General features: G+C 70.4%; 25 protein-coding genes. 14 read left to right on the top strand and 11 right to left on the bottom strand.

Going from position 1 to position 24,218, the window contains the following annotated elements:
• Positions 1–20 precede the first annotated feature (20 nt).
• A complete protein-coding gene (locus HUT10_RS27090; RefSeq protein ID WP_176173781.1) occupies positions 21–872 on the bottom strand; it encodes a CoA ester lyase in 852 nt (283 codons plus the stop codon).
• Positions 869–1,939: a CoA ester lyase gene (locus tag HUT10_RS27085; RefSeq protein WP_176173780.1), complete on the bottom strand. Its 1,071-nt coding sequence runs from the start codon at positions 1,937–1,939 to the stop codon at positions 869–871. The genes HUT10_RS27090 and HUT10_RS27085 overlap by 4 nt, the downstream gene beginning before the upstream one ends.
• Before the next feature lie 423 nt (positions 1,940–2,362).
• Between HUT10_RS27085 and HUT10_RS27080 the strand changes: the two genes are divergently transcribed.
• From HUT10_RS27080 to HUT10_RS27070, 3 genes are read left to right on the top strand one after another with little or no spacing between them, the layout of a single operon-like run.
• Positions 2,363–3,013 (top strand): hypothetical protein, encoded by a 651-nt coding sequence (locus HUT10_RS27080; RefSeq protein ID WP_176173779.1) that lies wholly within the window; start codon positions 2,363–2,365, stop codon positions 3,011–3,013.
• A 10-nt stretch (positions 3,014–3,023) separates the two neighbouring features.
• Entirely contained in the window at positions 3,024–3,674 is a 651-nt protein-coding gene (locus HUT10_RS27075; protein ID WP_176173778.1) for an SDR family oxidoreductase, read from the top strand.
• Entirely contained in the window at positions 3,671–4,621 is a 951-nt protein-coding gene (locus HUT10_RS27070) for a ribose-phosphate pyrophosphokinase (RefSeq protein ID WP_176173777.1), read from the top strand. Before HUT10_RS27075 ends, HUT10_RS27070 begins: the two co-directional genes overlap by 4 nt.
• Here the strand turns inward: HUT10_RS27070 and HUT10_RS27065 are convergent.
• On the bottom strand, positions 4,618–5,913 hold the full coding sequence (locus HUT10_RS27065; RefSeq protein WP_176173776.1) for a D-arabinono-1,4-lactone oxidase: 1,296 nt from the start codon (positions 5,911–5,913) through the stop codon (positions 4,618–4,620). The two genes, HUT10_RS27070 and HUT10_RS27065, sit on opposite strands and share 4 nt — an antisense overlap.
• A gap of 86 nt (positions 5,914–5,999) precedes the next feature.
• Between HUT10_RS27065 and HUT10_RS27060 the strand changes: the two genes are divergently transcribed.
• Both HUT10_RS27060 and HUT10_RS27055 read left to right on the top strand, forming a co-directional pair.
• Positions 6,000–7,184 carry an amino acid deaminase/aldolase gene (locus HUT10_RS27060; protein WP_176173775.1) on the top strand — a complete coding sequence of 395 codons (1,185 nt, stop codon included), beginning with the start codon at positions 6,000–6,002 and terminating at the stop codon, positions 7,182–7,184.
• A 56-nt stretch (positions 7,185–7,240) separates the two neighbouring features.
• Positions 7,241–7,498: a hypothetical protein gene (locus tag HUT10_RS27055; RefSeq protein ID WP_176173774.1), complete on the top strand. Its 258-nt coding sequence runs from the start codon at positions 7,241–7,243 to the stop codon at positions 7,496–7,498.
• 425 nt (positions 7,499–7,923) lie between these two features.
• On the opposite strand, the gene HUT10_RS27050 is transcribed toward HUT10_RS27055, so the two are convergent.
• Positions 7,924–8,571, bottom strand: a complete 648-nt coding sequence (locus HUT10_RS27050; RefSeq protein ID WP_176173773.1) for a TetR/AcrR family transcriptional regulator — start codon at positions 8,569–8,571, stop codon at positions 7,924–7,926.
• 130 nt (positions 8,572–8,701) lie between these two features.
• On the opposite strand from HUT10_RS27050, the gene HUT10_RS27045 reads away from it, so the two are divergent.
• The gene (locus HUT10_RS27045) at positions 8,702–10,018 is read left to right on the top strand and encodes a GH1 family beta-glucosidase (RefSeq protein WP_176173772.1); all 1,317 of its coding nucleotides are present in this window, start codon (positions 8,702–8,704) and stop codon (positions 10,016–10,018) included.
• A 25-nt stretch (positions 10,019–10,043) separates the two neighbouring features.
• On the top strand, positions 10,044–11,303 hold the full coding sequence (locus tag HUT10_RS27040) for an MFS transporter (protein ID WP_176178024.1): 1,260 nt from the start codon (positions 10,044–10,046) through the stop codon (positions 11,301–11,303).
• A 326-nt stretch (positions 11,304–11,629) separates the two neighbouring features.
• On the opposite strand, the gene HUT10_RS27035 is transcribed toward HUT10_RS27040, so the two are convergent.
• The gene (locus tag HUT10_RS27035; RefSeq protein ID WP_176173771.1) at positions 11,630–12,046 is read right to left on the bottom strand and encodes a hypothetical protein; all 417 of its coding nucleotides are present in this window, start codon (positions 12,044–12,046) and stop codon (positions 11,630–11,632) included.
• Between the two features lie 12 nt (positions 12,047–12,058).
• On the bottom strand, positions 12,059–12,397 hold the full coding sequence (locus HUT10_RS27030; RefSeq protein WP_176173770.1) for a hypothetical protein: 339 nt from the start codon (positions 12,395–12,397) through the stop codon (positions 12,059–12,061).
• A gap of 318 nt (positions 12,398–12,715) precedes the next feature.
• On the opposite strand from HUT10_RS27030, the gene HUT10_RS27025 reads away from it, so the two are divergent.
• Both HUT10_RS27025 and HUT10_RS27020 read left to right on the top strand, forming a co-directional pair.
• Positions 12,716–14,101, top strand: a complete 1,386-nt coding sequence (locus HUT10_RS27025; protein ID WP_176173769.1) for a helix-turn-helix transcriptional regulator — start codon at positions 12,716–12,718, stop codon at positions 14,099–14,101.
• 22 nt (positions 14,102–14,123) lie between these two features.
• Positions 14,124–15,011: a phosphotransferase enzyme family protein gene (locus tag HUT10_RS27020; RefSeq protein WP_176178023.1), complete on the top strand. Its 888-nt coding sequence runs from the start codon at positions 14,124–14,126 to the stop codon at positions 15,009–15,011.
• A 211-nt stretch (positions 15,012–15,222) separates the two neighbouring features.
• Here the strand turns inward: HUT10_RS27020 and HUT10_RS27015 are convergent, their stop codons facing one another.
• The 4 genes from HUT10_RS27015 to HUT10_RS27000 all read right to left on the bottom strand — a co-directional run bounded on the left by HUT10_RS27015 (position 15,223) and on the right by HUT10_RS27000 (position 18,120).
• Entirely contained in the window at positions 15,223–16,251 is a 1,029-nt protein-coding gene (locus HUT10_RS27015) for a copper resistance D family protein (protein WP_176173768.1), read from the bottom strand.
• The gene (locus HUT10_RS27010) at positions 16,251–16,799 is read right to left on the bottom strand and encodes a copper resistance CopC family protein (protein WP_176173767.1); all 549 of its coding nucleotides are present in this window, start codon (positions 16,797–16,799) and stop codon (positions 16,251–16,253) included. Before HUT10_RS27010 ends, HUT10_RS27015 begins: the two co-directional genes overlap by 1 nt.
• Positions 16,800–17,552, bottom strand: a complete 753-nt coding sequence (locus tag HUT10_RS27005) for a YcnI family protein (protein WP_176173766.1) — start codon at positions 17,550–17,552, stop codon at positions 16,800–16,802. It lies immediately after the preceding gene.
• A gap of 73 nt (positions 17,553–17,625) precedes the next feature.
• A complete protein-coding gene (locus HUT10_RS27000; protein ID WP_176178022.1) occupies positions 17,626–18,120 on the bottom strand; it encodes a hypothetical protein in 495 nt (164 codons plus the stop codon).
• 294 nt (positions 18,121–18,414) lie between these two features.
• Between HUT10_RS27000 and HUT10_RS26995 the strand changes: the two genes are divergently transcribed.
• From HUT10_RS26995 to HUT10_RS26980, 4 genes are read left to right on the top strand one after another with little or no spacing between them, the layout of a single operon-like run.
• Positions 18,415–19,062: an ABC transporter permease gene (locus HUT10_RS26995; protein WP_176173765.1), complete on the top strand. Its 648-nt coding sequence runs from the start codon at positions 18,415–18,417 to the stop codon at positions 19,060–19,062.
• Complete coding sequence (locus tag HUT10_RS26990; RefSeq protein ID WP_176173764.1) at positions 19,055–20,221, top strand: ABC transporter ATP-binding protein; 1,167 nt, start codon at positions 19,055–19,057, stop codon at positions 20,219–20,221. The genes HUT10_RS26995 and HUT10_RS26990 overlap by 8 nt, the downstream gene beginning before the upstream one ends.
• Positions 20,218–20,997 (top strand): ABC transporter permease, encoded by a 780-nt coding sequence (locus HUT10_RS26985; protein ID WP_176173763.1) that lies wholly within the window; start codon positions 20,218–20,220, stop codon positions 20,995–20,997. The genes HUT10_RS26990 and HUT10_RS26985 overlap by 4 nt, the downstream gene beginning before the upstream one ends.
• Entirely contained in the window at positions 20,994–21,953 is a 960-nt protein-coding gene (locus tag HUT10_RS26980; protein WP_176173762.1) for a glycine betaine ABC transporter substrate-binding protein, read from the top strand. The genes HUT10_RS26985 and HUT10_RS26980 overlap by 4 nt, the downstream gene beginning before the upstream one ends.
• 70 nt (positions 21,954–22,023) lie before the next feature.
• Here the strand turns inward: HUT10_RS26980 and HUT10_RS26975 are convergent, their stop codons facing one another.
• Positions 22,024–22,485: a DUF6474 family protein gene (locus HUT10_RS26975; RefSeq protein WP_176173761.1), complete on the bottom strand. Its 462-nt coding sequence runs from the start codon at positions 22,483–22,485 to the stop codon at positions 22,024–22,026.
• A gap of 90 nt (positions 22,486–22,575) precedes the next feature.
• Here HUT10_RS26975 and HUT10_RS26970 point away from each other — a divergent pair, with 90 nt between their 5' ends.
• Positions 22,576–24,216 (top strand): TM0106 family RecB-like putative nuclease, encoded by a 1,641-nt coding sequence (locus tag HUT10_RS26970; RefSeq protein ID WP_176173760.1) that lies wholly within the window; start codon positions 22,576–22,578, stop codon positions 24,214–24,216.
• The last annotated feature ends 2 nt before the right edge of the window (positions 24,217–24,218 follow it).

The raw sequence follows: 24,218 nt of genomic DNA, 5'->3' as shown, positions 1-24,218 counted from the left end.
CCCGCCCGGCCACCCGGGATTCAGCCGTTGACCGCCTCGGCCAGCGCCAGCACCCGCCGTGCGTTGTCGACGTGCAGGTTCTCGATCATCCGGCCGTCCACCGTCACCACGCCCTTCCCGGACGCCTTCGCCTCTTCGAACGCCTCGATGATCCGCCGCGACCGGTCGATCTCCTCCTCCGACGGCGCGAAGATCCGGTTGCACGGCTCCACCTGGGCCGGGTGGATCAGCGTCTTCCCGTCGAAGCCGTACTGCCGCCCCTGCTCGCACTCGGCTTCGAAGCCGGCCAGGTCCTTCACGTCGTTGTAGACGCCGTCGAGGATGACGCGGCCGGTCGCGCGCGCGGCCAGCAGGCACAGCGACAGCCCGCCCAGCAGCGGCCCGCGGCCCGGGACGAACTCCGCGTGCAGTTCCTTGGCCAGGTCGTTCGTGCCCATCACCAGCACGGTCAGCCGCTCGGACGCCGCCGCGATCTCCTCCGCGTGCAGCATCGCGACCGGCGTCTCGACCATCGCCCAGATCTTCGTGTGGTCCGGGGCCCCGCCCAGCTCCAGCGCGCGCTCGATGTTGTGCACCTCGGCCGCCGAGTTCACCTTCGGCACGACCACCGCGGCCGGGCCCGCCGACGCGGCGGCGCGCAGGTCGGCGTCGTGCCACTCGGTGTCCAGGCCGTTGACGCGGATCGTCACCTCGCGCGAGCCGTACGAACCGACCGCGGCACACACCCGCTCGCGCGCGGCTTCCTTGGCGTCGGGGGCGACGGCGTCCTCGAGGTCGAGGATCAGCGCGTCCGCCGGGATCGTCTTGGCCTTCTCCAGCGCTCTTTCGTTCGCGCCGGGCATGTAGAGAACGGAACGGCGGGGCGTGGTCATCCGAGGGCCTCCTTGGTGGCGGCGTCGTAGGCGGCCGCGAGTTCGGGGTCGTCCGCCGCGAGGGCGTCGGCCAGTTCGGCGACCACGCGGCACTGCTTCACCGAAGCGTCGTCCTGCATCTTCCCGTCGATCATCACCGCGCCCGTGCCGTCACCCATCTCGGCGATCACCCGGCGCGCCCAGGCCACATCGGACGGCGAAGGCGAGAACACCTTCTTCGCGATGTCGATCTGCACCGGATGCAGGCTCCACGCGCCGACGCAGCCGAGCAGGAACGCGTTGCGGAACTGGTCCTCACAGGCCACGACGTCGCGGATGTCCCCGAACGGCCCGTAGTACGGCAGGATCCCGTGCATCGCGCAGGCGTCCACCATCCGCGCGACCGTGTAGTGCCAGAGGTCCTGCTGGTACGTGGTGCGACCTTCGGTCAGGTCCTCGCCGACGGGGTCCGTCCGCACCAGGTAGCCGGGGTGCCCGCCGCCCACCCGGGTCGTCTTCATGCGACGGCTCGCGGCCAGGTCGGCCGGGCCGAGCGAGATGCCCTGCATGCGCGGGCTCGCGCCGGCGATCTCCTCCACATTGGCCACGCCGCTCGCCGTCTCGAGGATGGCGTGCACCAGCAACGGCTTCGTCAGCCCGGCGCGCGCCTCGAGCTGGGCCAGCAGCCGGTCGACGTAGTGGATGTCCTGCGCGCCCTCGACCTTCGGCACCATGATCACGTCGAGCTTGTCGCCGATCTCGGTGACCAGCGTGACCAGGTCGTCGAGCACCCAGGGCGAGTCCAGGCTGTTGACGCGCGTCCACAACTGCGTCTTCCCGAAGTCGTTCGCCTTGGCGATGGCGACCAGCCCGGCGCGCGCGGCCTCCTTGCGGTCGGCGCGGACGGCGTCCTCGAGGTTCCCGAGCAGGACGTCGACCTTCTTCGCGATGTCCGGCACCTTCGCCGCCATCTTCTCGTTGCCGGGGTCGAAGAAGTGGATCATCCGGGACGGCGTCACCAGGATCTCGCGCACCGGGGCGGGCGCGCCAAGGGCGAGCGGGGCGAAGAAGTCCTTCGGGGAGCGCATCGGTCCTCCACGGCGGCGGCTAAGTGACTGGTGGGTAACGTTAGCCTCGCGGGCGCGTGATCGCTGCGGCGCAAGTCACCGCCATGTGGGTGACGGCGGAAATCCGCAGCTCAGCGGCCCGCGTCCACTGTGGATCGGGCCCTGGTTGAGCCGAACGGGCTAGTCGTGGCGGGTTTGGCCGTTCGTGCCGCGGGTAGTCGCTTGTAGCCGGACGGTAGTGCCACTCACCCCGCGATCACTCGGTTGGCCGCACCGTTCGACCGAAGTCCGATGACCGCCTACCGACCGGTCATCGACCGCTGAGCGCCGCCGATCGCAGCCACTCGCACTACCCGGCGACGCCGCGCCGCCGCGCTGTTAGACAGGTGAGGTGCCGGTTTCCCCCGGTCACGAAGCGGTGCAGGGTTAGAAGGAGGCGGACTCGTGGCGGCTACACCTCAGAACACCGAGCGCTCGACGGTCGCCGGTGGCGCGAAGCGCAGCCGGTCGATGCCGAGCCGCGTGGTGCCGCCGATCGAGCTCCCCGCGAGCGTCGACGAGCTCGCCCGCACCGCGGCCGCCCAGCTCGGCTGGAACGGCATCGTCCTCCCCGAGACCACGATCCTGGGCCGCAAGGTCTGCGTGGTCGCCAAGCTGCGCACCGACGTGCACGCCGAACGCATCGCGATGGGTGCCGGCCCGGTGGCCGACCGCGCCACCGTCGACACCTGGACCTGGCCGGAGCTGGCCGGAACCGCCCCCGCCCCGGCCGCCGAGATCGTCGGCGTCCTGGCCGTCGCGCGCCACTGGCGCACCGCGATGGCCTCCGCGGTTCCGTTCGCCCGCTACGGCGAGGCCGCGATGGTCCTCCCGTCCCCGGCCGTGCTGACCGAGGACTACGTCGGCAACTGCCTGCCCCGCGCCCGCGCGTACGGCCTCGCCGTCGTGACCGCCGACCCGAACGCGGTCGTCGACCTCGACCTCGAGGGCCGCACCGAGCGCGTCGTGCTGGCGGAGGACCCGATCTCCCGCCTGGTCAACGAGCTGGTCTACGACCACCTGCTCCGGACCGCAGAGGCGCCCGCTTCGCACTAAGGTCGGCTCCATGCGAGTCGTCATTGCGGGTGGACACGGTCAGATCGCGCTGCGGCTGGAGCGGCTGCTCGCCGCGCGCGGTGACGAAGGGGTCGGGATCATCCGGAATCCCGCCCACGCGGCGGATCTCGAGGCCGCCGGCGCCCAGGCCGTCGTGCTCGACCTGGAGAATTCCTCTGTGGACGCCGTCGCCGAGGTCCTGAAGGGCGCCGACGCGGCGGTCTTCTCGGCCGGTGCGGGCCCGGGCAGCGGCACCGCTCGCAAGGACACTGTGGACCGCGGGGCCGCGGCGCTGTTCGCCGAAGCGGCCGAGCGGGCCGGCGTCCGGAGGCACGTCCAGGTCGGCTCGATGGGGGCCGACAACCCGGACAACCCCGACGTCAGCGAGGAGTTCCGCTACTACCTGCGCGCCAAGCGCGCGGCGGAAGACGACCTCAAGGCCCGCGACCTCGACTGGACGATCCTCCGGCCGGGCCAGCTCACCGACGACCCCGGCACCGGCCTGGTGCTGCTCGCCGAGAAGACCGGCCGCGGCCCGGTCCCGCGCGACGACGTCGCCGCCGTGCTCGTCGGCCTGCTCGAGACACCCGCTTCCGTGCACCGCACCCTGGAGCTGATCTCGGGTGAGGAAGCCATCGGCGAGGCGATCGCGGCGCTGTGATCACCCAGGCATCGAGAGAGATCGCCGTCTTCAGCGGCAGCGCCCACCCCGAGCTCGCCGAAGAGATCTGCCAGCACCTCGGCGTGCCACTGCGGCCGGTCGAGATCCAGCGGTTCGCCAACGACTGCCTCGAGGTGCAGCTGCAGGCGAACTGCCGCGAGCGGGACGTCTTCATCATCCAGCCGCTGGTCAAACCGGTGCAGGAGCACCTGGTCGAGCTGCTGCTGATGCTCGACGCGGCCCGCGGCGCCTCGGCGTCGCGCATCACCGCCGTGATGCCGCACTACTCGTACGCGCGCTCGGACAAGAAGGACGCGCCGCGCATCTCCATCGGCGGCCGCCTGGTCGCCGACCTGCTGGTGACGGCCGGGGCGAGCCGGGTGCTCGCGATGACCCTGCACTCGCCGCAGGTCCACGGCTTCTTCAGCGTCCCGGTGGACCACCTGCACGCGCTGCAGGAGCTGGCCAAGCACTTCCGGCAGTACGACCTTTCGCGCGCCACCGTCGTCTCGCCCGACCTGGGCAACGCGAAGGAGGCGTCGCACTTCGCGCGGCTCCTCGGCGTCCAGGTCGCGGCCGGCGCGAAGGAGCGCTTCCCGGACGACCGCGTCCAGATCACCTCCGTGATCGGCGAGATCACCGGCCGCGACGTGATCGTGCTCGACGACGAGATCGCCAAGGGCAGCACGGTGCTGGAGCTGCTGGACCGGCTGGCCGAGCTGCACCCCCGGTCGATCCGCGTCGCCTGCACGCACGGGCTGTTCGCGGCGAAGGCCATCGAGCGCATCGGCAGCCGGCCGGAGGTGCTGGAGATCGTCTGCACCAACACGGTCCCGGTGCCCGAGGAAGAGCGCACCGAGAAGCTGAAGATCCTCTCGATCGCGCCGGCGATGGCCGAGGCGATCCGCCGGATCCACAACGGCGAATCGGTCTCGGCGCTGTTCTAAGCCGGGCCGAGCACCCGGTCCAGGTAGGTGTTGGTGAAGACCCCGTTCGGGTCGGTTTCCTTGCGCACGCGCAGGAAGTCGTCGAAGTGCGGGTAGCGCGAGCGGAGGACGCCGGCGTCGAGGTCGTGCATCTTGCCCCAGTGCGGGCGGCCGCCGACCGCGCCGGCGATCTTCTCGAACGCGCTGAAGTACTCGCGGTAGGGCATGCCGGTGAACTGGTGGATGGCGATGTAGGCGGAGTCGCGGCCCTGCGCGGTCGACAGCCAGATGTCGTCGGCGGCGGCGACCCGCACCTCGACCGGGAACATCACCGGGTCCTTCAGCGTCGGGACTACCGCGCGTAGTTCGGCGAGCACGTCGAGCACTGATTCACGTGGAACAGCGTATTCCGTTTCGGTGAACCGGACGTTGCGCGCCGTGACGAAGACCCGGTGCGAGATGTCGCTGTACTCGCGCGCGGAGAGGACGTTCGACGCGAAGCTGCCGAGCGACGGCACCAGCTTCGGCATCAGCCGTCCGGTCCGGCAGAGCCCGCCGAAGGCGACGTTTTCCATGATCCGGTAGTCGACGAACTCGCGCACCTTGCTCAGCGGCTCGGCCGTCTCGCACCGGTTGTTGCGCTTGACCAGGGCGTTCTTGCCGTACGGGAACCAGTAGAACTCGAAGTGCTCGTTCTCGTCGGCGAAGTCGTGGAAGCCCTCGAGGACCTGCTCGAGCGGCTCCGGTCGTTCCTGAGCTCGGAGGACGAAGGACGGCTCGCACTGGAGCGTCACCGTCGTCAGCACGCCGATCGCGCCCAGCCCGACGCGGGCGGCGGCGAAGAGGTCGGGCTTCTCCTCGGCCGAGCAGGTGACGACGGAGCCGTCCGCGAGGACGAGTTCGAGCGCGACGACCTGGGTGGCCAGGCCGCCGAGCTTCGCGCCGGTGCCGTGCGTGCCGGTGGAAATCGCGCCGGCCACGGTCTGTGCGTCGATGTCGCCGAGGTTGGTCATGGCCAGCCCGAGCGCGTCGAGGGCAGCGTTGAGCTCCCGGAGCGTGGTGCCCGAGCGGACGGTGACGTGCCCGGTCTCGAGGTCGGCCCGCTCGACGCCGGTCCAGTGCCGCAGGTCGAGCGCGTCGGAGTCGGCGACGGCGATGGCGGTGAAGGAGTGGCCGCTGCCCCACGGCCGCACGGTGCGGCCGGCCGCGGCGATGCTCGCGACCGTCGCCGCGATCTCGGCCGCCGTGCGCGGCTGGTGAACGTGCTGCGGCGAGGCGGACGCCGTGCCCGCCCAGTTGGTCCACCGGGTCATGCGCGCGCACCCTTCATCCGTGAGTGCCCGAAACAGTAAGTGAATAGTATTCGCGTTTCAAGCCTTCGTGTCGTACTTTAGACCTCGTGACCAGTGCGACGGTGTACGACTTGGCGACCAAGGACCTCGATCCACCCTTGGCCGTGGTCGACTTGGCGGCCTTCGACGCGAACGCCGCCGACCTCCGCCGCCGCGCGGCGGGCAAGCCGATCCGCGTGGTCAGCAAGTCGGTGCGGTGCCGGGTGCTGCTGGAGCGGGCGCTGATGATGCCGGGCTTCGAGGGCCTGATGTGCTACTCGCTGGCGGAAGCGATCTGGCACGCGGAGCTGGGCACGACCGATGACATCGTCGTCGCGTACCCGACGGCCGACCACGAAGCCCTCCGCCGCTTGGCGGCGTCCGAGAAGGCTCGCGCGGCGATCGCGATCATGGTGGATTCGCCCGAGCACCTCGACCTGGTGGACGCGGCGCTCGGCCACAGCCACCCGGAGATCCGCGTGTGCCTGGAGCTGGACGCATCCTGGCGCCCCTTGCCCGGCATCCACGTCGGCACGCGCCGGTCCCCGATCTTCACCCCCAAGCAGGCGGCGGCGTTCGCCCAGCAGGTGCTGGCCCGCCCGGGCTTCCGCTTGGTGGGCGTGATGGCGTACGAGGGCCAGATCGCCGGCCTCGGTGACGCGTCCGGCAACCGGGCGAAGAGGGCAGTGGTGGGCTGGATGCAACGCCGATCGGCGGCCGAGCTGGCCCGCCGCCGCGGCGCCGCGGTCCGCGCGGTCCAGGCGGTGACGCCCCTGGAGTTCGTCAACGGAGGCGGAACGGGCAGCCTGGAGTCCACGGGCGCGGACGCGGTGGTGACGGAGATAGCGGCGGGCTCGGGCTTGATCGGCCCCACGCTTTTCGACGCCTACACAAGGTTCAAGCCCCGCCCGGCGGCGCTGTTCGCCTTGCCGGTGGTCCGCCGCCCGACCCGCAGGATCGCCACGCTCTACTCGGGCGGCTACATCGCCTCGGGCCCCACGGGACCTTCCCGCCAGCCGACGCCGTACCTGCCGGCGGGCTTGAAGTTCCTCGGCTTCGAGGGAGCGGGCGAAGTCCAGACCCCGGTAACGGGCCGAGCGGCCCGGACTCTGCAGCTGGGCGACCGAGTTTGGTTGCGTCACGCGAAGGCGGGGGAGCTGGCGGAGAGGTTCACCCATTACCACTTGGTGATGGGCGACCGAGTTGAACGAACAGTCCCGACCTATCGCGGCGAGCACCAGAACTTCAGCTGACGTCAGCGGAAGAAATCGATCTTGTTCAGTGGCCCGGTGAACTCACCGTAGAAGTCGTGCGCCGGCTCGCCGCGGCAGGAGGCGAGCAGGAATTCGGTGAGTCAGTAGCACTGCTCCCGGTTGAGGCGCAGGTACTCGTTGACGAACAGGGCGGGATAGCGATCGGCGAAGGCCTAGTAGTCACCCGGAAGCGCAAGCCCCAGCTGCCGCTCGACCGCCACCCAGTCGACGGGTATCGGATCGATGTCCGGTGGCCCGAGCACCTGCGCCAACTCGTCGACCACTGCCCCCACACCAGCTCCCGTCTCGCATGATCAGGACTGTTGTAGCCCGCGGGTCGCCCCGCCGCCCCCCAGCCCGGGTGACCCTATTACTGGGCGCTCATCCACCAGCCGTTCGTGCGTCGCTCGCGGCTCGGTGCCCGCCACCCCGAAGCCCGATTGTGACTACGGCCGGCAGTACCGGGTCAAGGCGGGAAAGATGCCTTGACCCGGCACTACCGGCCGTGTTCTGGCTTCGGATCGGGGTTGCGGGGAGGTCTGGGCGGTGTGCCGGTCCTGCTTCAACCTTGCGATCGCCGCGGTCCGGCATGTGCGCCGCAGCCACCAAGGCCCGAAAAACGCCCCCGCCCTCCCGGGGGGCGTCCCACGTCCAGTCTATCGGCCCCCACCGACAACCCACCCCGGAACCACAACGTTGTCCACAGCTACACCGAACTGTGGACAACTCCTGTGGACAGCTAAGACCGCTCTCCGAACCGAGCCGCGAGATACCCCTTAACCACGTACTTCGCCTCAGCCACGATCTTCTCGTCCCCGCTCGGCTCCCGCCGGAAAGCCAGCTTCATCAACGCGTCAGCCACCTCGTTCGCGATCGTGATCGCGAACCGCAGATCCTCCACCGGCCGGTCCACCTGGGTGGCCACGAGATCCGTCAGCGAATCCACGATCACCGCGTTGTTGTCGCGCGTCTCGTCGAGCAACTGCCGGTCGATGATGTCGCCGAAGTGGACCTTCGAAAAGCCCGGCACCGTGCGGTGCATCTCCAGGTAGATGTCGAGGATCGAGTCCACGACGTCCCACCAGTGCTCCGGCCCCAGCTGCTTGAGGCGCTCGTTCACCGCGCCCACGAAGCGCTCGAGGTTGCGGGCCGTCAACGCCTGGACGACCGCTCTCTTGTCCGGGAAGAACTGGTACAGCGAACCCACGGCGACCCCGGCCCGCTTGGCGATCAGCGTCGTCGTCAGCGCGTCGTAACCGAGCTCGTCGATCAACGCCGCGCTCGCGTCGAGCATCTGCTCGACCCTCTTCGCGCTTCGCTGCTGGACCGGCTGGCGGCGTAGGGGGGTGGCTTCTGCCGGCACCTTCGCGGCCTGGATGTCGGACACGGCGCTCCTCCTCGTCTGATCTGGGACTTTATCGTGCCGACGGGCTTCCCCACGGACGAGTGACCACCTAGTATATGAGAACTTTTCATGTTCACCCGTACGGGTGCCCTGACGAAGGGGTCAGCAGCCGGTGCAGAACCCGAACTTCCCGCCCGACTTCCTCTGGGGTGTTTCGACATCGGCGTACCAGATCGAAGGCGCCACCAGCGAAGGTGGGCGCGGACCGTCCATCTGGGACACGTTCACCGCGACCGAGGGCAAGATCGCGCGCGGTGAACAAGCAAACGTAGCCGCCGACCACTACCACCGCTACCCGGAAGACATCGCGCTGATGGCGGAACTCGGCGTCGGGGCCTACCGGATGTCCATCGCCTGGCCGCGGATCCAGCCCGACGGCAAAGGCGCCCCCAACCCCGAAGGCCTCGGCTTCTACGACAAGCTGATCGACGCCGTCTGCGAAGCCGGCATCGCCCCCGCCGTCACGCTCTACCACTGGGACACCCCACAGGCCATCGAAGACGAGGGCGGCTGGCTCTCCCGGGCGACCGCTGAGCGCTTCGCCGAATACGCCCAAATCATCGGGGAACGCTTCGCCGATCGGGTGAAACTGTGGATTCCGCTCAACGAGCCCATGGTCATGTCCATCTTCGGCTACGGCATCGGCGAGTACGCGCCCGGCAAAGTCCTCCTGCTCGACGCCATCCCGACCGCGCACCACCAGAACCTCGCGCACGGCCTCGCCGTCCAGGCCCTCCGCGCCGCCGGTGCCACGAACATCGGCACGGCCAACAACCACTCGCCCATCTGGCCCGCGGACGACGACGCCCACGACGCCGCCGACTACCTCGACGCGCTGCTCAACCGGCTCTACGCCGACCCCATGCTGCTCGGCACCTACCCCGAACAGCTGCACGCGCACCTCCCCGCCGGGTTCGCCGACGACCTGCCCACCATCGCGCAGCCGCTCGACTTCTACGGCGTCAACTACTACGAGCCGCAGGGGGTCGCCAAGCCGGGGCCGGACAACCCGCTGCCCTTCGAGCTGCGCGACATCGAGGGCTACCCGATGACGACGAACGCCTCGCCGATCGTCCCGCACGCCCTGCGCGAGCTGCTGCTCGACTTCCACCACCGCTACCAGGACAAGCTCCCGCCGATCCAGATCACCGAGAACGGCTGCAGCTTCGCCGACGAAGTCGCCGAAGACGGCGGGGTCCACGACCCCGAACGCATCGACTTCCTGCACAGCCACCTCGTCGCGCTGCGCGAGGCGATGGACGCCGGTGTCGACGTCCGTGGCTACCTCTGCTGGTCCCTGATGGACAATTTCGAGTGGTCCAAGGGGTACGCGCCGCGCTTCGGCCTGGTGCACGTCGACTACGAGACCCTGCGGCGGACGCCGAAGGACTCGTTCCACTGGTACCGGAAGCTGGTGCGGCATGAGTGAGCTTGCGAACGAATCGGGCCGGCGCGTGAGTGAAACGACCGAGACCCCGCCGGAGGCGCTCGCCGAGCCCACCACCCGGGTGCGGCCCGGCTGGATGAGCCTGCTGTTCTTCGCGAACATCGCGTTGTGGCTCGGCGTCTACGCGCCGATCCAGGTGCTGCTGCCGAAGCAGGCCGAACTGCTCGACCAGGTGAACAAGGAAACCGCGCTCGGGCTGGTGATGGGCTTCGGCGCGGCGGTGGCGCTGGTCGCCAACCCGGCGATCGGGCTGCTGTCCGACCGGACCTGCTCCCGGTTCGGACGGCGGCACCCGTGGACCGTCGGCGGCGCGCTCGTCGCCGCCGTCGGGCTGGCGGTGCTGGCGCTCGCGCCGAACGTCGCCGTGATGATCGCCGGCTGGTGCCTCGTGCAGGGCGGCCTGAACGGCATGCTCGCCGCGCTCATGGCGGCCTTGCCCGACCGCGTCCCGGTGCAGCAGCTGGCCGTGGTCGGCGGCCTGGTCGGCATCGCGCAGATGCTCGGGACGGTGCTGGGCGCGGTCGTGGTCGTCGTCGTGCTCGGTATCGCGGGCCTGCCGCTGGCCTACGTGGTCTGCGCCGGGATCGTGCTGGTCGGCGCCGCGTTCTTCGTGCTCCGGACGCCGGACGCGCGGCTGCCGGTCGAGTTCCGCCCGCCGTGGGTGCTGCGCCAGGTGCTGCGCGACTTCTGGGTTTCCCCGCGGAGGTACCCCGACTTCGCGTGGGCCTGGAGCTGCCACTTCATGATCAACCTCGGCAACGCGTTCGGGACGCTCTACCTCTTGTTCTTCCTCCAGGACGCGGTGCACTACCCGGACCCGGAAAACGGCCTGCTGATCATGATGGGCCTGTACGGCGTCGCACTCGTCGCCGGCGCCGCGCTCGCCGGGCACTTCTCCGACAAGTCCGGACGGCGCAAGCCGTACGTCCTGCTGGCGTCCGGGGTGATGGCTCTGGCCGCTCTGCTGCTGGTCGTCTGGCAGAACTGGCCGGTCGCGCTCGCCGCGTCCCCGCTGCTCGGCGTCGGTTTCGGGGCGTACATGGCGGTCGCTCTCGCGATGCTGACGCAAGTGCTCCCGGCGGCGCAGAACCGCGCCAAGGACTTCGGGATCATCAACATCGCGAACTCACTGCCGCAGGTGGTGGCCCCGCTGGTGACGCCGCTGGTGCTCACCTACCTGGGTGGCTATCCGGGGCTCTTCGCGGCTTCGGCGATCGCGACGCTCCTGGCGTCGGTGCTCGTGCTGCGCGTGAAGGCGGTGCGCTAGGAGTTGGAACCGCGGGCCGGTGCCGGTCGGGGGAGGGGAGTGCAACGGCACCGGCCCGCGGAATTCGGGGGCCGCTCAACGGCGAGCCACGAGCGCGATCACCTGCATGATCGCTGCTTCGTGTGTTGATCAATCTAGCGGGGGATTACCGCCTGGGCTAGGGCTAACGCGGAAATTTTTCGATTAATCGCGGTGGGGACCGGTGTGTTGGCCGAGGACTGGTTCGCGCTGCTCGGGGGTGCGGGCGAAACAGCCCTCGGCCGAGGCGAGTGCCGACACGGGTCCGATGGGGCGATCGGCCGGCCGTGGCTCGCCGGTCTTGGGGGTCAGGCCGTGACCGCTCGGCGCGGGTTCACCAACGCGTGGCGACCGGTGGTCTCGGCCGCGGTGGGCGGCGCCGGGTGGGCCGTGACGGGGCTCTTGCGGCGGCCCTGCAGGCGCCGGTCCGTCGCGGACTGTTGCTGCGGGGCCAGTCCGCCGGCCACCAGGTGTTCGTGCGCGACCTGCCAGACCGAGCACGGCGCCTTGCAGCGGTGCCACCGGGTCGAGCAGGTCGGGCAGTCGCCGCGCTCGTCGGGCTCGTGCATCTTCAGCATCGCGCGCCACGCCTCGGTCAGCCGGGGCAGTTCGGAACGCGCGACCGAGACGAGCGACTGGGCGTCGGCGCGGTTCGCCAGGTCGGTCAGCATGTCGAGGCGCTCCCAGACCGCGTTGCGGAGGACCTGCCCGAGTACCTGATCCATGTCAGCTCACCGTTACCTTTCCGCCATCTTGGCGGCTTCGTTGAGCGCGGCGCGCAGCTGTCCGAGCTGGCCGGACGTCAACCGCGCGGTCTCACCGGGAGGCGAGACCAGTACCACCTGGTTGTCTTCGACGAACACCGTCACCGCACGCTCGCGGCTGATGAGGTCGCCGCACTGCACGCGCCACACGAGCTGACCGCCCTCGTAGTGGCGGACGCTCGCGGTGCGGGGGTCCACCGCGGCGGCCGGGGTGACGGGGCGGACGGCGGGGGCGGGGGAGACCATCGCCGTCCGCACGGCGCGGGTGGCCGTGCCGGCATGTCCCCCTGCGAACGAGTCCACGAACTCCACGCCCTTCTCCGCTCTGTCGAAAGTCTCCGAAGATGCCTTCTGCAACATCGCCTTGTCACAACGCTGCGGTTTTCGTAGCTCTCCGTGATCGCTACCGGTGTGCGGCCGGTGACGGAGATCTGACAACTACAGTGAGGTGAAACCGGGTGCGATAGAAGGTGGAATCGGCGTCATAGCGGTGACTGGGCGCGGTTCCACGGTAAGCGGTCAGCGAACTTCGCCCCGACCGATCAGGGCACCAGTTCGGCTGTTCACACGGTTCCGCAGGTTTGCCTACGCTGTTTGACAGACGCCCGACCGGACAGTGGAGGGGGCGCGATGGACGCCAGTAACGGTGGCAGTGCCGAAGCCCGGCAGAGCCACGCAGTTCCCGCTGACGCGTGGGAGCAGCCGGAGATGAGAACGGCTCTCGCGTCACGCGAGATCAGCGCCGTGTACCGGCTCCTGCGCAAGCACGGTGTCTCGCAGCGCCAGATCGCCGCGATGACCGGCCAGTCCCAGTCCGAGGTGTCGGAGATCCTCAAGGGTCGCCAGGTCATGGCCTACGACGTGCTCACGAGGATCGCCGATGGCCTGGGCGTCCCCCGTGGGTACATGGGCCTCGCCTACGACGAGGCCACGGCGATACGGGTCGTCGGCTCCGCCGACGGCCAGCAGGCTGAGGAGGACGAGTCCGTGAAGCGACGGAGGTTCCTCGCGCACGCTGCCCAGGTCACGATGGGTGCGGCGGTGTTCGGTCCGGAATCGGGCACCTGGGCGGCCGGGCCGGCCAGGACGCCGGCGCCCGGGCGCATCGGGATGACCGACGTCCGCCAGGTCGAAGCCGCGACGCGGGCGCTCCGGGCGCTCGACTACCAGTACGGCGGCGGCTTCTGCCGCGACGCCGTCGTGGCCCAGCTGTCCTGGGGCCAGCAGATGCTCGAAGCGCACGGCACCGACATGGTGAAGAACCGGCTGTACGTGGCGCTCGCCGACCTCCACTCGCTGGCCGGCTGGACGTCGTTCGACACCGGGCTGATGGACTCCGCCCGCGGCCACTTCGCGAACGCGCTCGACCTGGCCAAGCAGGGTGACAACCACCCGCTGGTGGCCAACGTGCTCTACCGCATGGGCCGCGTCTACCTGCACCAGGACGCCCCGAACGACGCGCTGAAGCTGTTCCAGCTGGGCCAGATCGCCGCTCAGGAAAGCGGTTCCGAGCTGGCCGTCTCCGTGCTCTGCGCCAACGAGGCCTGGGCCTACGCGATGATGGGCAACGAAGAGCAGGCGGTGAAGCTGCTCGGCCGGAGCAAGGACGAGTTCGAGCGCGCCAACCTGGCCGAAGCCGAGTCGTGGGTGAAGTTCTTCACCGAGACCGACGTCTACGCCATGGTCGGCACCGTCCACACGGTCCTCGCGCAGAAGAACGCCGAGCACACCAAGTACGCGATCCCCGCGCTGACCAGGGCCGTCGAGTCCTACGACGACGAGATGGCCCGCTCCAAGACCTTCATGCTGAGCGCGCTCGCCACCAACCACCTGCTGGACGGCGACCTCGACCACGGCGCCAAGGTCGGCGGCAAGGCCATCGACTGCGCCGAGGGCATCAAGTCCGAGCGGGTCAAGGACCGGATGCGGCCGCTGCAGGAAGAGGCCGAGCGCCGCCGCAACAACGCCGACGCCCGTGACCTCGCCGACCGCCTCCACGCTTTCTACGCCGCCTGACGCCGAAGGCGCCGGCGCGGTTTTGGACGGCCGGTTCACCGCGGAGAAGCTGCGTGCCGTGCTGGCCGGGACCAGCGCGCTGCTGGGCCTCGACCCGGCAGGTGCGCGGCTGCTGCGGTTCACCAACAACGCGGTGTACGCGCTGGTCACGGCCCCGTTCGTGATCAGGATCGTCGGCTCGACCCAGCTGCGGCACCGCGTCGGCACGGTCGTGCGGGTGGCCCGGCACTTCGAGCGCCACGGCGTCCCCGCGATCCGGCTCGTCGACGGCATCGAGCAGCCACTGGAGGTCGGCGGGCACCTGGTGACCGTGTGGCACCAGGTGCCGAGCATCGGCCGGGCCGCGACGTCGCTCGACCTCGCCCGGCTGCTGCGCCAGGTGCACGCGCTGGCCCCGCCGCCCGGCCTCGCCGAGTGGGCGCCGTTCGCCGCGGTGCGGGCCCGGGTGTCCGACGCCGAGGAGCTCGGCGACGCCGACCGGGAGTTCCTGCTCGACCGCTGCGCCGAGCTCGAAGCCGAGCTGGCCGAGCTGGCGTTTCCGCTGCCCAGGGGCCTGGTCCACGGCGACGCCTACCCCGGCAACGTCATCCCGGGCCCGGACGGCCCGGTCCTCTGCGACTTCGATTCCTCGTGCGTCGGCCCGCCGGAATGGGACCTGACGCCGCTGGCGGTCGGCCGCGAGCGGTTCGGCGACCCGCCGGTGCGCTACCGGACGTTCGCCGCGGCGTACGGCTTCGACGTGACGTCCTGGCCCGGCTTCGCCGTGCTCCGGGGCATCCGCGAGCTGAAGCTGACGACCAGCGTGCTGCCGATCCTGCGCAGCCGGCCGCAGGTCCGTCCGGAGCTCTACCGCCGGTTGACCGACCTCCGGAACGGGCGCACCGACTCGCGGTGGACGCGTTACCGCTGACCGTCATCTGTCACTTCGTGTGACCGGAACCACAGCCTGCACGTGCATTCGCCGACGGCAAATGACCGTTCGTCGTATCCGAAAGGCGGCCCGCTCTGGGTAGAAAGTTCGGTCCGACCGGTCGCCCCTAATGGGTCACCGCTCATTCCAATGCGCAAGTTGCAGCTACTCGCCGTGACGTCCAACCGGCTCTCACCTGCGGAGACGACGATCAGGACGCCACGACCGGCGCCCGCGTCAGCACGACGGCGAACCCGAACGCCAGGCCCATCACGGTCAGCTCGAGCGTCGCCCACGCGGCGAGTGCCGTCCGGTCGTGCCGGACGATCCGCGGCATCAGGCGCCAGCGGACGTTCGCTCCCAGCACCGCGATGACGCCGGTGCAGACGAGCTTCAGCACGAGCAGCTGCCCGTACGGCGTCGTGAAGACGGCCGCCCAGAAGCCGATGGTCGGGTTGAGCGAGATCTCGACCAGTCCGTTGAACAGCCCGGTCGCCGCCGAGAGGACCAGGCAGAGCGTCGCGAGCTTCGAAAACCGCGGCAGCGCGTGCGCCAGCAGCGTCCGGTTCGCCACCAGGAGCACGGTCATCGCGCCGAGCCCGCCGGTCCAGGCGACGGCGCTCATGACGTGCAGCTCCATCGAGATCATCGTGTAGTCGTGGTAGTTCCAGTTCGACGCGTGCCCGGTGACCGGCAGCGGCAGCAGCGCGAACAGGCCGAGCCCGACGCGGACCTCGGCGGGCACCTTCTCGCCGAACCGCAGCGCCAGCGCGCCGATCCCGGCGTGGACCAGCGCCAGCACGGCGACGATGACGAGCGCCTTCCCGGCGCCGACGTCGGCGATGTACCGGCCGATGTCGGACGCCGCCAGCGTCGGCGAGCCCGGCTTGTACTCCGCGGTCTGCAGGATCAGCGCGACGACCGCGGCCGTCGCCCAGACCAGCGCCGCCGCGACTCCCGCCGGGCGGGCCAGCCGCATCACCGGCTCGGTCAGCTTCGGCCGGTCGTAGCCGACGAGCACGGACAGCAGCGCGAGACCGATGGTGGTGACCGCGGCCAGGTCGAGCAGGACCCGGACGACCGGGATGGCCGCCGAGACCACCGCGCTGGGCTCCACCACGCCGGGTACCGGGGTGGTGGACATGAGCGCGACGCCGATCAGGGCGCCGAGCAGGCCCGCCGTCACGACGCAGAGCAGCGTCGAATAACGGGGTTTCGCGGCGGCCTCGGCCTGGGTCATCAGTTCTTCTCTTCGATCTTGCCGCCGGAGCGCAGGGCCACCGTCAGCCCGATGGCCAGCAGCACGACGGCGCCGGCGATCCAGACCCAGATCGGCACCCCGGTGGACGACGACTGCGGCGCCGCCGACGAGGAGCCGCCCGGCGACCGGGCCGCATCGACGGTCGCCGGCGTGCCGGTGCCCGCCGCGGTCAGGGTGAAGCTGAGCTCCCCGGTCACCGGGTGGCCGTCCGCGGACAGCACCCGGTAGCCGACGGTGTACTTCCCGGCCGGTCCGAGCGGCCGCAGTGGCGCGCTGATGACGTTGTTCACCACGGTGATCGGCCCCTCGGCCCACTGGCCGCCGCCGGGTCCGGTCACCGCGATCTGGTTGACGTCCGCGCCCTGCACGTACTGGTCGAAGGTCAGGCTGAGCTTCGCCGGGCCGGCGGCGACGGACGAGCCGTTCGCCGGGTCCGAGGAGATCAGCACGTTGTGCGCCAGCGCCGGGGTGGCCGTGCCGAGCACGGCCACCGCGGTCAACGCCAGCGCGACGAGCACACCGCGCATTTAGCTGTTGCCTCCCGACTTGGCCGTGGCCTTGCGGGCCCGGATGGTCGCGCCGGCCCCGACGCCGAGGCCGATGGCGCCGACGAGCAGGCCTGCCCCGCCGAGCCAGCGGGCCGTGCTGTCGGACGCCGCCGCGGCTTCAGTGTGCTCCCCGGTGGTGGTGGCGGTGTTCGCGGCCATGCCGTGCTCGTCGCCTTCGGACTTGGCGGCCAGCTTCACGGCCGGGGCCGGGTGCTCCGGCTCCTCGCCGCCGGGCGGGGTCGCCTGGTTCCAGTCGACGACCTTGCCGTCGCTGTAGGTCTGGTGGGCCGGGAACTCCACCTGGTCCACGTTCGGCAGGGGGCCGAAGCTCACCGAGAACTCCTGGTAGTCGGTGGCCTTGAGCTCGCTGCCCGGCTGCGCGGTCCAGGTGACCGCGGTGACGGCTTCGGTGATCTGCGTCCCGTTGTCCTTGGTGATCGGGGCGGGCAGCTTCGACTTCGTCACCTGGGCGGTCCAGCCGGGGACCGGCTTGGTCCGCACCGAGCCGATGCCGTAGTCCGCCTTGAAGTCGACGACGACCTTCGTCGTGGTGACGGGGTCCTTCTCCTCGCTGGGCACGCGGAAGACGATCGCCGCGTAGCCGCCCTTCGTGGGCTGCGGGCCGTAGACGTTGGCGGTGACGTGCGCGGACGCGACGCCCGTGCCGAGGAGACCGGCGACACCGACGGTGGCGGCGAGGAAACCGGCGCGCTTGAAGACGTGCTGGGACATGGGTTCACTCCTGATGAACACAAGAAGGGACAGCGGACTCGGGGGTCCGCTGGTTCGGGGGACGAGCTGGGTTTCAGGAGTGAGCGGGCGGGCCGCGCCGCCCGTGGATCCGGCGCAGGTCGACGCCGACGAGGTGGTCCGGACCGGCCGCGCGGGCCGGGACGAGCGCGGGCGCCGCGGACGGCACCGGCAGCGGGGTGAGCAGCCGCGGCATGATCGCGCGCAGCACGGCCAGCACCGTGAGCAGCATCGTGTCCGCGTGGGCGAGCAGCAGCGCGGTGAGCACCGTGGCGACGGCGTGCGCGAGGGTCATGGCGAGCCCGCTCGGCCCGGGCACGGCGTACATGTCGTGGTGGCCGGCGAGCGTGGTGAGCAGCAGGTGCATCACCAGCTGGGCGGCGCCGAGCAGGGCGATCGTGGCGACCGGTCCGCGCGCCTTGCGGGCGAGCGCGGCCGCGGTCCAGCCGAACAGCCCGGTGAGCAGGACGGTCATCGCCGGGTCCGGCAGGCCGCCGTCGGCGATCCGGTGTGCCGTGACGGAGAGCGTGCCCGCGCTCACGGCCAGCAACGTCCCGCGGGTAGCGCCGAGTACGGCGGGACGCCGTGCCGGATCGCTCATGAGGAGCAGCCTAAGGGACCTGCTCCGGCGTGAGCGTGTGATCCCGTGAAGTGAGCACACACCGAGTTCACGGGCCCCGGGCCGCCGTGGTTCAGGCGATCTGTTGCCGATCCGGGCCGACTGGGCCACGGTGGGCCGGAGACAGGGGGTTTCGAACAGTTGTTGCGTGGGTACTGAGCCGTCGGTCAGGAACTAGCCCGTTCGGGTGAAGGGCCGGCGCGAAGGGCGGGAGAGCGGACACGGATGAACCTCTTCGACTACATCTCCGACCGGGCGAGCAAGCTGTGGCTGGAGGCCTACCTGCACACCAGCATGGTGGTGCAGTGCACGATCATCGCCGCGGTCCTCGGCGTGCTGATCGGGGTCGCGGTCTACCGCAGCCCGATCGGTTCGGCGGTGGCCACGGCGCTGGCGAGCACGATCCTGACGGTCCCGTCGTTCGCACTCCTGGGCCTGCTGATCCCGATTTCGGGGCTCGGCCCGACGACCGCCGTGATCGCGCTGGTGCTCTACGGCCTGCTGCCGATCGTCCGGAACACCATCGTCGGGCTCGACGGCGTCGACCCGGCGGTCACCGACGCCGCGCGCGGCATCGGGATGAGCCGCTTCGGCGTGCTCACCCGGGTCGAGCTGCGGCTGGCCTGGCCGGCGATCCTCACCGGCATGCGGGTGGCCACGCAGATGCTGATGGGCATCGCCGTGATCGCCGCCTACGCGAAGGGCCCCGGCTTCGGCGCTGAAGTCTTCTCCGGGCTCACGAACGCGGGGAGCACGAACTCCCTCAACCAAGCCGTCACCGGCACGGTCGGGGTGGTCATCCTCGCCCTGCTGCTCGACGGCGTCTACGTCCTGATCAAGCGCTTGACCGTCTCTAGGGGTGTCCGTGGCTGAGAACGAGGAAGTCTCCGGCGTCGAGATCGAGCTCGCGCACGTGACCAAGCGCTACCCCGGGACCCGCACCCCGGCGGTCGACGACTTCTCGATGGTCGTGCCCGCCGGCAAGATCGTCGTCTTCGTCGGCCCGTCCGGCTGCGGTAAGACCACGACCATGCGGATGATCAACCGGCTGATCGAGCCGACGTCCGGCCGGATCACCATCGGCGGCGAGGACGCGCTGAAGCTCGACGTCGACACGCTGCGCCGTCGCATCGGCTACGCCATCCAGCAGGCCGGGCTGTTCCCGCACTTCACCGTCGCGCAGAACATCGCGGTGGTGCCGGGGCTGCTCGGCTGGGACAAGAAGAAGGTCAACGACCGGGTCGAGGAGATGATGGACCTGGTCGGGCTCGACCCGGCCGACTTCCGCGACCGCTTCCCGCGCCAGCTCTCCGGCGGCCAGCAGCAGCGCGTCGGCGTGGCGCGGGCCCTGGCCGCGGACCCGCCGGTGCTGCTGATGGACGAGCCGTTCGGCGCGGTCGACCCGATCACCCGCGGCAACCTGCAGGACGAGCTGCTGCGGCTGCAGAGCGAGCTGAAGAAGACGATCGTGTTCGTCACGCACGACTTCGACGAGGCCGTGAAGCTGGGCGACAAGATCGCGGTGCTCGGCAACCAGTCGACGATCCTGCAGTACGACACCCCGGAAGCGATCCTGGCGAACCCGGCCGACGACACGGTCGCGGGCTTCGTGGGCGCGGGCGCGTCGCTGAAGCAGCTGACGTTGCTGCGCGTCCGCGACGTCGAACTGCAGCAGGACGCGCTCACCGTGACCGTCGACGAGTCGCCCGCTTCGGTGCGGGAGAAGCTCCAGTCGTCGCGCAAGCACTTCGCGCTGGTGCTGGACGCGCGCCGCCGTCCGACGCGGTGGGTGCACGTCCGGGAGCTCACGTCGGCGACGTCGCTGGCCGACCTCGGCAAGCCGCTGCGCGACATCGTCAGCCTGCAGTCGACGCTGCAGGACGCGCTCGAGGCGATGCTCGCCGAGGGCGGGTCGGTGCCGGTCACCGGCGCGCGCGGCGAGTACGCGGGCACCATCCAGCTGGACACGGTGATCGCGACCATCCAGCAGCTGCGCGACGAGCACACGAACGGTGAAGAGGTGCCCGCATGACGGCGGCCGTCGACACCGGCTTCAGCACCGAGTCCGGCTCGCGGCGCGCCGAACGCGTCCGGCTGTTCGCCCAGCCGGTCGCCGTGCTGGTGATCGTCGCGGTGACGCTGGTTTCGGTGTTCTCCAGCGGGCTGAACGCGACGGAGAAGGAGACGCTCAACGCGTCCACGCTGCTCACGGCGTTGTGGGACCACCTGCTGATGACGCTCGTGGTGACGGCGATCGTGGTGCTGGTCGCGGTGCCGCTCGGGATACTGGTGACCCGGCCGTGGGCGCGGTTCCTGGCGCCGATCTTCCTGGCCGTCGCCAACATCGGCCAGGCCGCGCCGGCGCTGGGCGTGCTGGTGCTGTGGTTCATCATCACCGGCTCGACCGGCGGGATCTGGGTGGCGGCGCTGCCGCTGGCGTTCTACTCGCTGCTGCCGGTGCTGCGGAACACGATGGTCGGCATCCAGCAGGTGGACCCGGCCCTGATCGACGCCGGCCGCGGCATCGGGATGTCGGCGGGCGCGGTGCTGTGGCGCGTCGAGCTCCCGCTGGCCGTCCCGCTGATCCTGGCCGGCCTCCGAACGTCCCTGGTGCTGGCGGTGGGCACGGCGACGTTCGGCATGTTCGTCAACGCCGGCGGCTTCGGCCTGCTCATCGACACCGGCTACAAGCTGAACCTGACCCCGGTGCTGGTGACCGGCTCGGTGCTGGCGGTCGCGCTGGCCCTGCTGGTCGACTGGCTGGGCGCGGTCGCCGAACAGTACTTCGGACCGAAGGGACTGCGATGAAACTCCGGCGACTGGCCGTCGTGGCGCTGCTGGGCGTGACGTTGTCGTCCTGCGGGCTGACGGTCAACCAGGCGGTCCCGTACGACATCAAACCCGGCTCGATCCAGCCGATCCCGGCGCTGCAGGGGGTGAAGGTGACGGTGGGGTCGAAGGACTTCACCGAGAACATCATCCTGGCGTACATGGCCGAGATGGCCCTGACGGCCGCGGGCGCGGACGTCGTGGACCTGTCGGACATCAAGGGGTCGAACTCGTCGCGGCAGGCGCTGCTGTCGGGCCAGACGGACGTGACGTGGGAGTACACGGGCACGGGCTGGATCAACTACCAGGGCAACGAGCTCCCGGTCCCCGGCGGCGAGAAGGCCCAGTACGAGGCGACGGCCAAGGCGGACGAGGAGAAGTTCGGCGTCACCTGGCTCAACTATTCGCCGCTGAACGACCAGTACGCGTTCGCGGTGACGGAGAAGTACGGCGCGGCCAACAACCTGAAGACGACGTCGGACCTGGCGGCGTTCATCAAGCAGAAGCCGGACCAGGCGGTGTTCTGCCTGGAGACGGAGTTCACCAGCCGCCAGGACGGCTTCCCGGCGGCGGTCAAGGCATATGGCTTCCAGAACCCGACGGTGAAGAACTTCGGCATCGGAACGATCTATTCGGCGGTGGTGAGCGGAACCTGCCCGGTGGGCGAGGTCTTCACCACGGACGGCCGGATCTCCGGGCTGAATTTGCGGGTTTTGGAGGACGACAAGAAAGCGTTCCCCCAGTACAACGCGGTGGCCACGCTCCGAACGGAGTGGCTGAAGCAGCACCCGGAGGTCCGCGGCCCGTTGGAGAAGGTGACCGCGGCGATCGACAACGAGCAGATGGTCGAACTGTGCAAGCAGGTCGACGTCGACGGCAAGGACGCAGGCAAGGTCGCCCACGACTGGATGGTCAAGAAGGGCTTCATCCAGTAGCCCGCGGGGCGCCCCCCGTTTTCCACGCTACCGGCCGGCACCGACAGTTTTGCGGTGCCGGCCGGTGCCGTCAGAGGCCGAGGCGGTTCAGCAACTGCCCCTCGAGCCGCTCCAGCTCCCCGGCCACCGCCCGGTGCACCGACTTCCGTCGCGCCGCCGGCATCCGCTCCGCCGCCCGGACCGATGCCGACAGCTGCTCCAGCGTTCCCATCGCGTCCCGCGCGAACTCCCGGTCCGCCTCCGAAGCCTTCTCCGACTTCTGCAGGTCGCGGCAGCCGTCGGCCACCCCCGCGATTCGTGCGTGCAGCGCCGCGCCCCGGCCGGTGTACTCGCCCAGCCGGTCGACCGAGACACCCAGCTTGCGCGCCTGGTAGCGGTCGTACGCCTCCCTGGCCGCGCCGGCCGCTCGCACCGCCAGCGGTGCCACCACCGGGAGCACCGCCGGGCCGAGCACCTTGGCCACCGCGACCGCGTTCTTCGCCCTCTTAGGGGTGAACCTGGCTTCACCCTCGACCTTGGCCTTGCGCGCCATGGCACCTCCTGCGACGTGTCGAGGTCGAACTTACTGGTCGCCTGGGTGGCGGGCATGTCGGCTCGGCCGTGGGAATCTAGAGTGATCTCCATGAACACCGAGGTGGTACTCGACGCGGGTGCGGTCAGCCGCTGCCGTCGCCGCGTGCACCTCGAGCACGATCCCGCCATGCGCGAGGTCCCGCTCTCGCCGCCGGACCCCACCGCGCAGCAGCGGATCGCCGACGCCACCGCGCACCGCGAGGACATCGCCGCCCGGCTGGTGGCCGCCAACGACGACCACTGGGTGAAGATCGACCGGGACCTGCCCGCCCACGAGCGCGTCGAGCAGACGCTGCAGGCCTTCGCCGAGGGCGCCCGCTACATCTGGGGCGCGCTGCTGCCGGTCGACCCGGCCGGGCACCGGCGCGGCGGCGTCGACCTGCTCGTCCGCAGCGGCCGCGGGTACGTCCCGGTGCTCGTCGTGCGCCACCGCATCACCGACCGCGGTGCCGGCGCCGTCGTCACCGAGCTGACCGACCTCGACCCGGGGCACCGCAAGGCCGACGAAGGCCGCAAGGTCCGGTCGCAGCCGCGTGACCAGCTCCGGCTCGTGCACGTCCGCCGCATGCTGCAGACGCTCGGGCAGGCCGACGAGAGCCACGCCCTCGGCGGCGTGATCGGCCTCGACGCCGACGTCGTCGTCTGGCACGACCTCACCGCCGCCACCTGGCCGGGCGGGCGCACCGCGCTCACCGAGTACCAGGCCCGCTTCGCCGACCGGCTGGCCATCGCGACCGCCGCCGCGAACGGGGAGGAGCCGCTCGCCGAGCCGTCGCGTGTGCTGGAGTGCCGGCGCTGCCCGTGGTGGCCGACCTGCGAGGTCGTGCTGAACGAAACCCGCGACGTCAGCCTGGTCGTGCGCGGCGAGGACGCCGTCGAGCTGCGCCGGGCCGGCGTGTCCACTGTGGACAAGCTGGCCGCGCTCGACCCGGCAGGCGAATCGCCGGAGGTGAACTGGACCGGCGTCAGCTTCCCGGACGCCGTCGTGCTCGCCCGGGCCTGGCTGGCCGACCTGACGCTGGTCCGCCGGGTCGGCCGGGTCGAGGTGCCGCGCGCCGACGTCGAGGTCGACGTCGACATGGAGAGCTTCGGCGACGCCGGCGCGTACCTCTGGGGCTGCCTGCTCAGCGGCGCCGACATCGGCGTCCCGCAGGGCTACCGCGCCTTCGCGACGTGGGACCCGCTGCCCACCGACGACGAAGCCCGCTCCTTCGCCGAGTTCTGGGCCTGGCTCACCGACGTCCGCGAGCGCACCGAAGCGGCGGGCCTGACCTTCCGCGCCTACTGCTACAACGCGCTCGCCGAGAACCGCTGGCTCTTCGGCTCGGTCGAGCGGTTCGGCGACCACCCCGGCGTCCCGTCGAAGAAGGACATCCAGTCCTTTGTGGATTCCGAGCAGTGGGTGGACCTCTTCCGCAGTGTCACCGACCAGTTCCTCTGCTCCCACGGCAAGGGCCTGAAGGTGATCGCGCCGGTGGCCGGCTTCTCCTGGCGCGACCCGGAGGCCGGCGGCGAGGCGTCGATGCGCTGGTACCGCGACGCCGTGGGCATGGACGGCGAGAAGCCGGACGGCGACCAGCGCGAACGGCTCCTGCGCTACAACGAGGACGACGTCCTCGCGACGCGGGCGCTGCGCGAGTGGATCGACGCGCGGGCCCAGGCCGAAGTGCCGTACATGTTCGACCTCTGAGG

Origin of the sequence: Amycolatopsis sp. Hca4 (genome assembly GCF_013364075.1) — a bacterium.
Lineage (GTDB): Bacteria > Actinomycetota > Actinomycetes > Mycobacteriales > Pseudonocardiaceae > Amycolatopsis.
This window is presented reverse-complemented; position numbering and strand designations above follow the sequence as displayed.

Bases quoted from the DNA above. Each gene is read 5' to 3' on its own strand.
- HUT10_RS27090 (WP_176173781.1), bottom strand. From the start codon at position 872: ATGACCACGCCCCGCCGTTCCGTTCTCTACATGCCCGGCGCGAACGAA.
- HUT10_RS27085 (WP_176173780.1), bottom strand. From the start codon at position 1,939: ATGCGCTCCCCGAAGGACTTCTTCGCCCCGCTCGCCCTTGGCGCGCCC.
- HUT10_RS27075 (WP_176173778.1), top strand. From the start codon at position 3,024: ATGCGAGTCGTCATTGCGGGTGGACACGGTCAGATCGCGCTGCGGCTG.
- HUT10_RS27065 (WP_176173776.1), bottom strand. From the start codon at position 5,913: ATGACCCGGTGGACCAACTGGGCGGGCACGGCGTCCGCCTCGCCGCAG.
- HUT10_RS27035 (WP_176173771.1), bottom strand. From the start codon at position 12,046: ATGGATCAGGTACTCGGGCAGGTCCTCCGCAACGCGGTCTGGGAGCGC.
- HUT10_RS27025 (WP_176173769.1), top strand. From the start codon at position 12,716: ATGGACGCCAGTAACGGTGGCAGTGCCGAAGCCCGGCAGAGCCACGCA.
- HUT10_RS27015 (WP_176173768.1), bottom strand. From the start codon at position 16,251: ATGACCCAGGCCGAGGCCGCCGCGAAACCCCGTTATTCGACGCTGCTC.
- HUT10_RS27010 (WP_176173767.1), bottom strand. From the start codon at position 16,799: ATGCGCGGTGTGCTCGTCGCGCTGGCGTTGACCGCGGTGGCCGTGCTC.
- HUT10_RS27005 (WP_176173766.1), bottom strand. From the start codon at position 17,552: ATGTCCCAGCACGTCTTCAAGCGCGCCGGTTTCCTCGCCGCCACCGTC.
- HUT10_RS26995 (WP_176173765.1), top strand. From the start codon at position 18,415: ATGAACCTCTTCGACTACATCTCCGACCGGGCGAGCAAGCTGTGGCTG.
- HUT10_RS26985 (WP_176173763.1), top strand. From the start codon at position 20,218: ATGACGGCGGCCGTCGACACCGGCTTCAGCACCGAGTCCGGCTCGCGG.
- HUT10_RS26980 (WP_176173762.1), top strand. From the start codon at position 20,994: ATGAAACTCCGGCGACTGGCCGTCGTGGCGCTGCTGGGCGTGACGTTG.
- HUT10_RS26975 (WP_176173761.1), bottom strand. From the start codon at position 22,485: ATGGCGCGCAAGGCCAAGGTCGAGGGTGAAGCCAGGTTCACCCCTAAG.
- HUT10_RS26970 (WP_176173760.1), top strand. From the start codon at position 22,576: ATGAACACCGAGGTGGTACTCGACGCGGGTGCGGTCAGCCGCTGCCGT.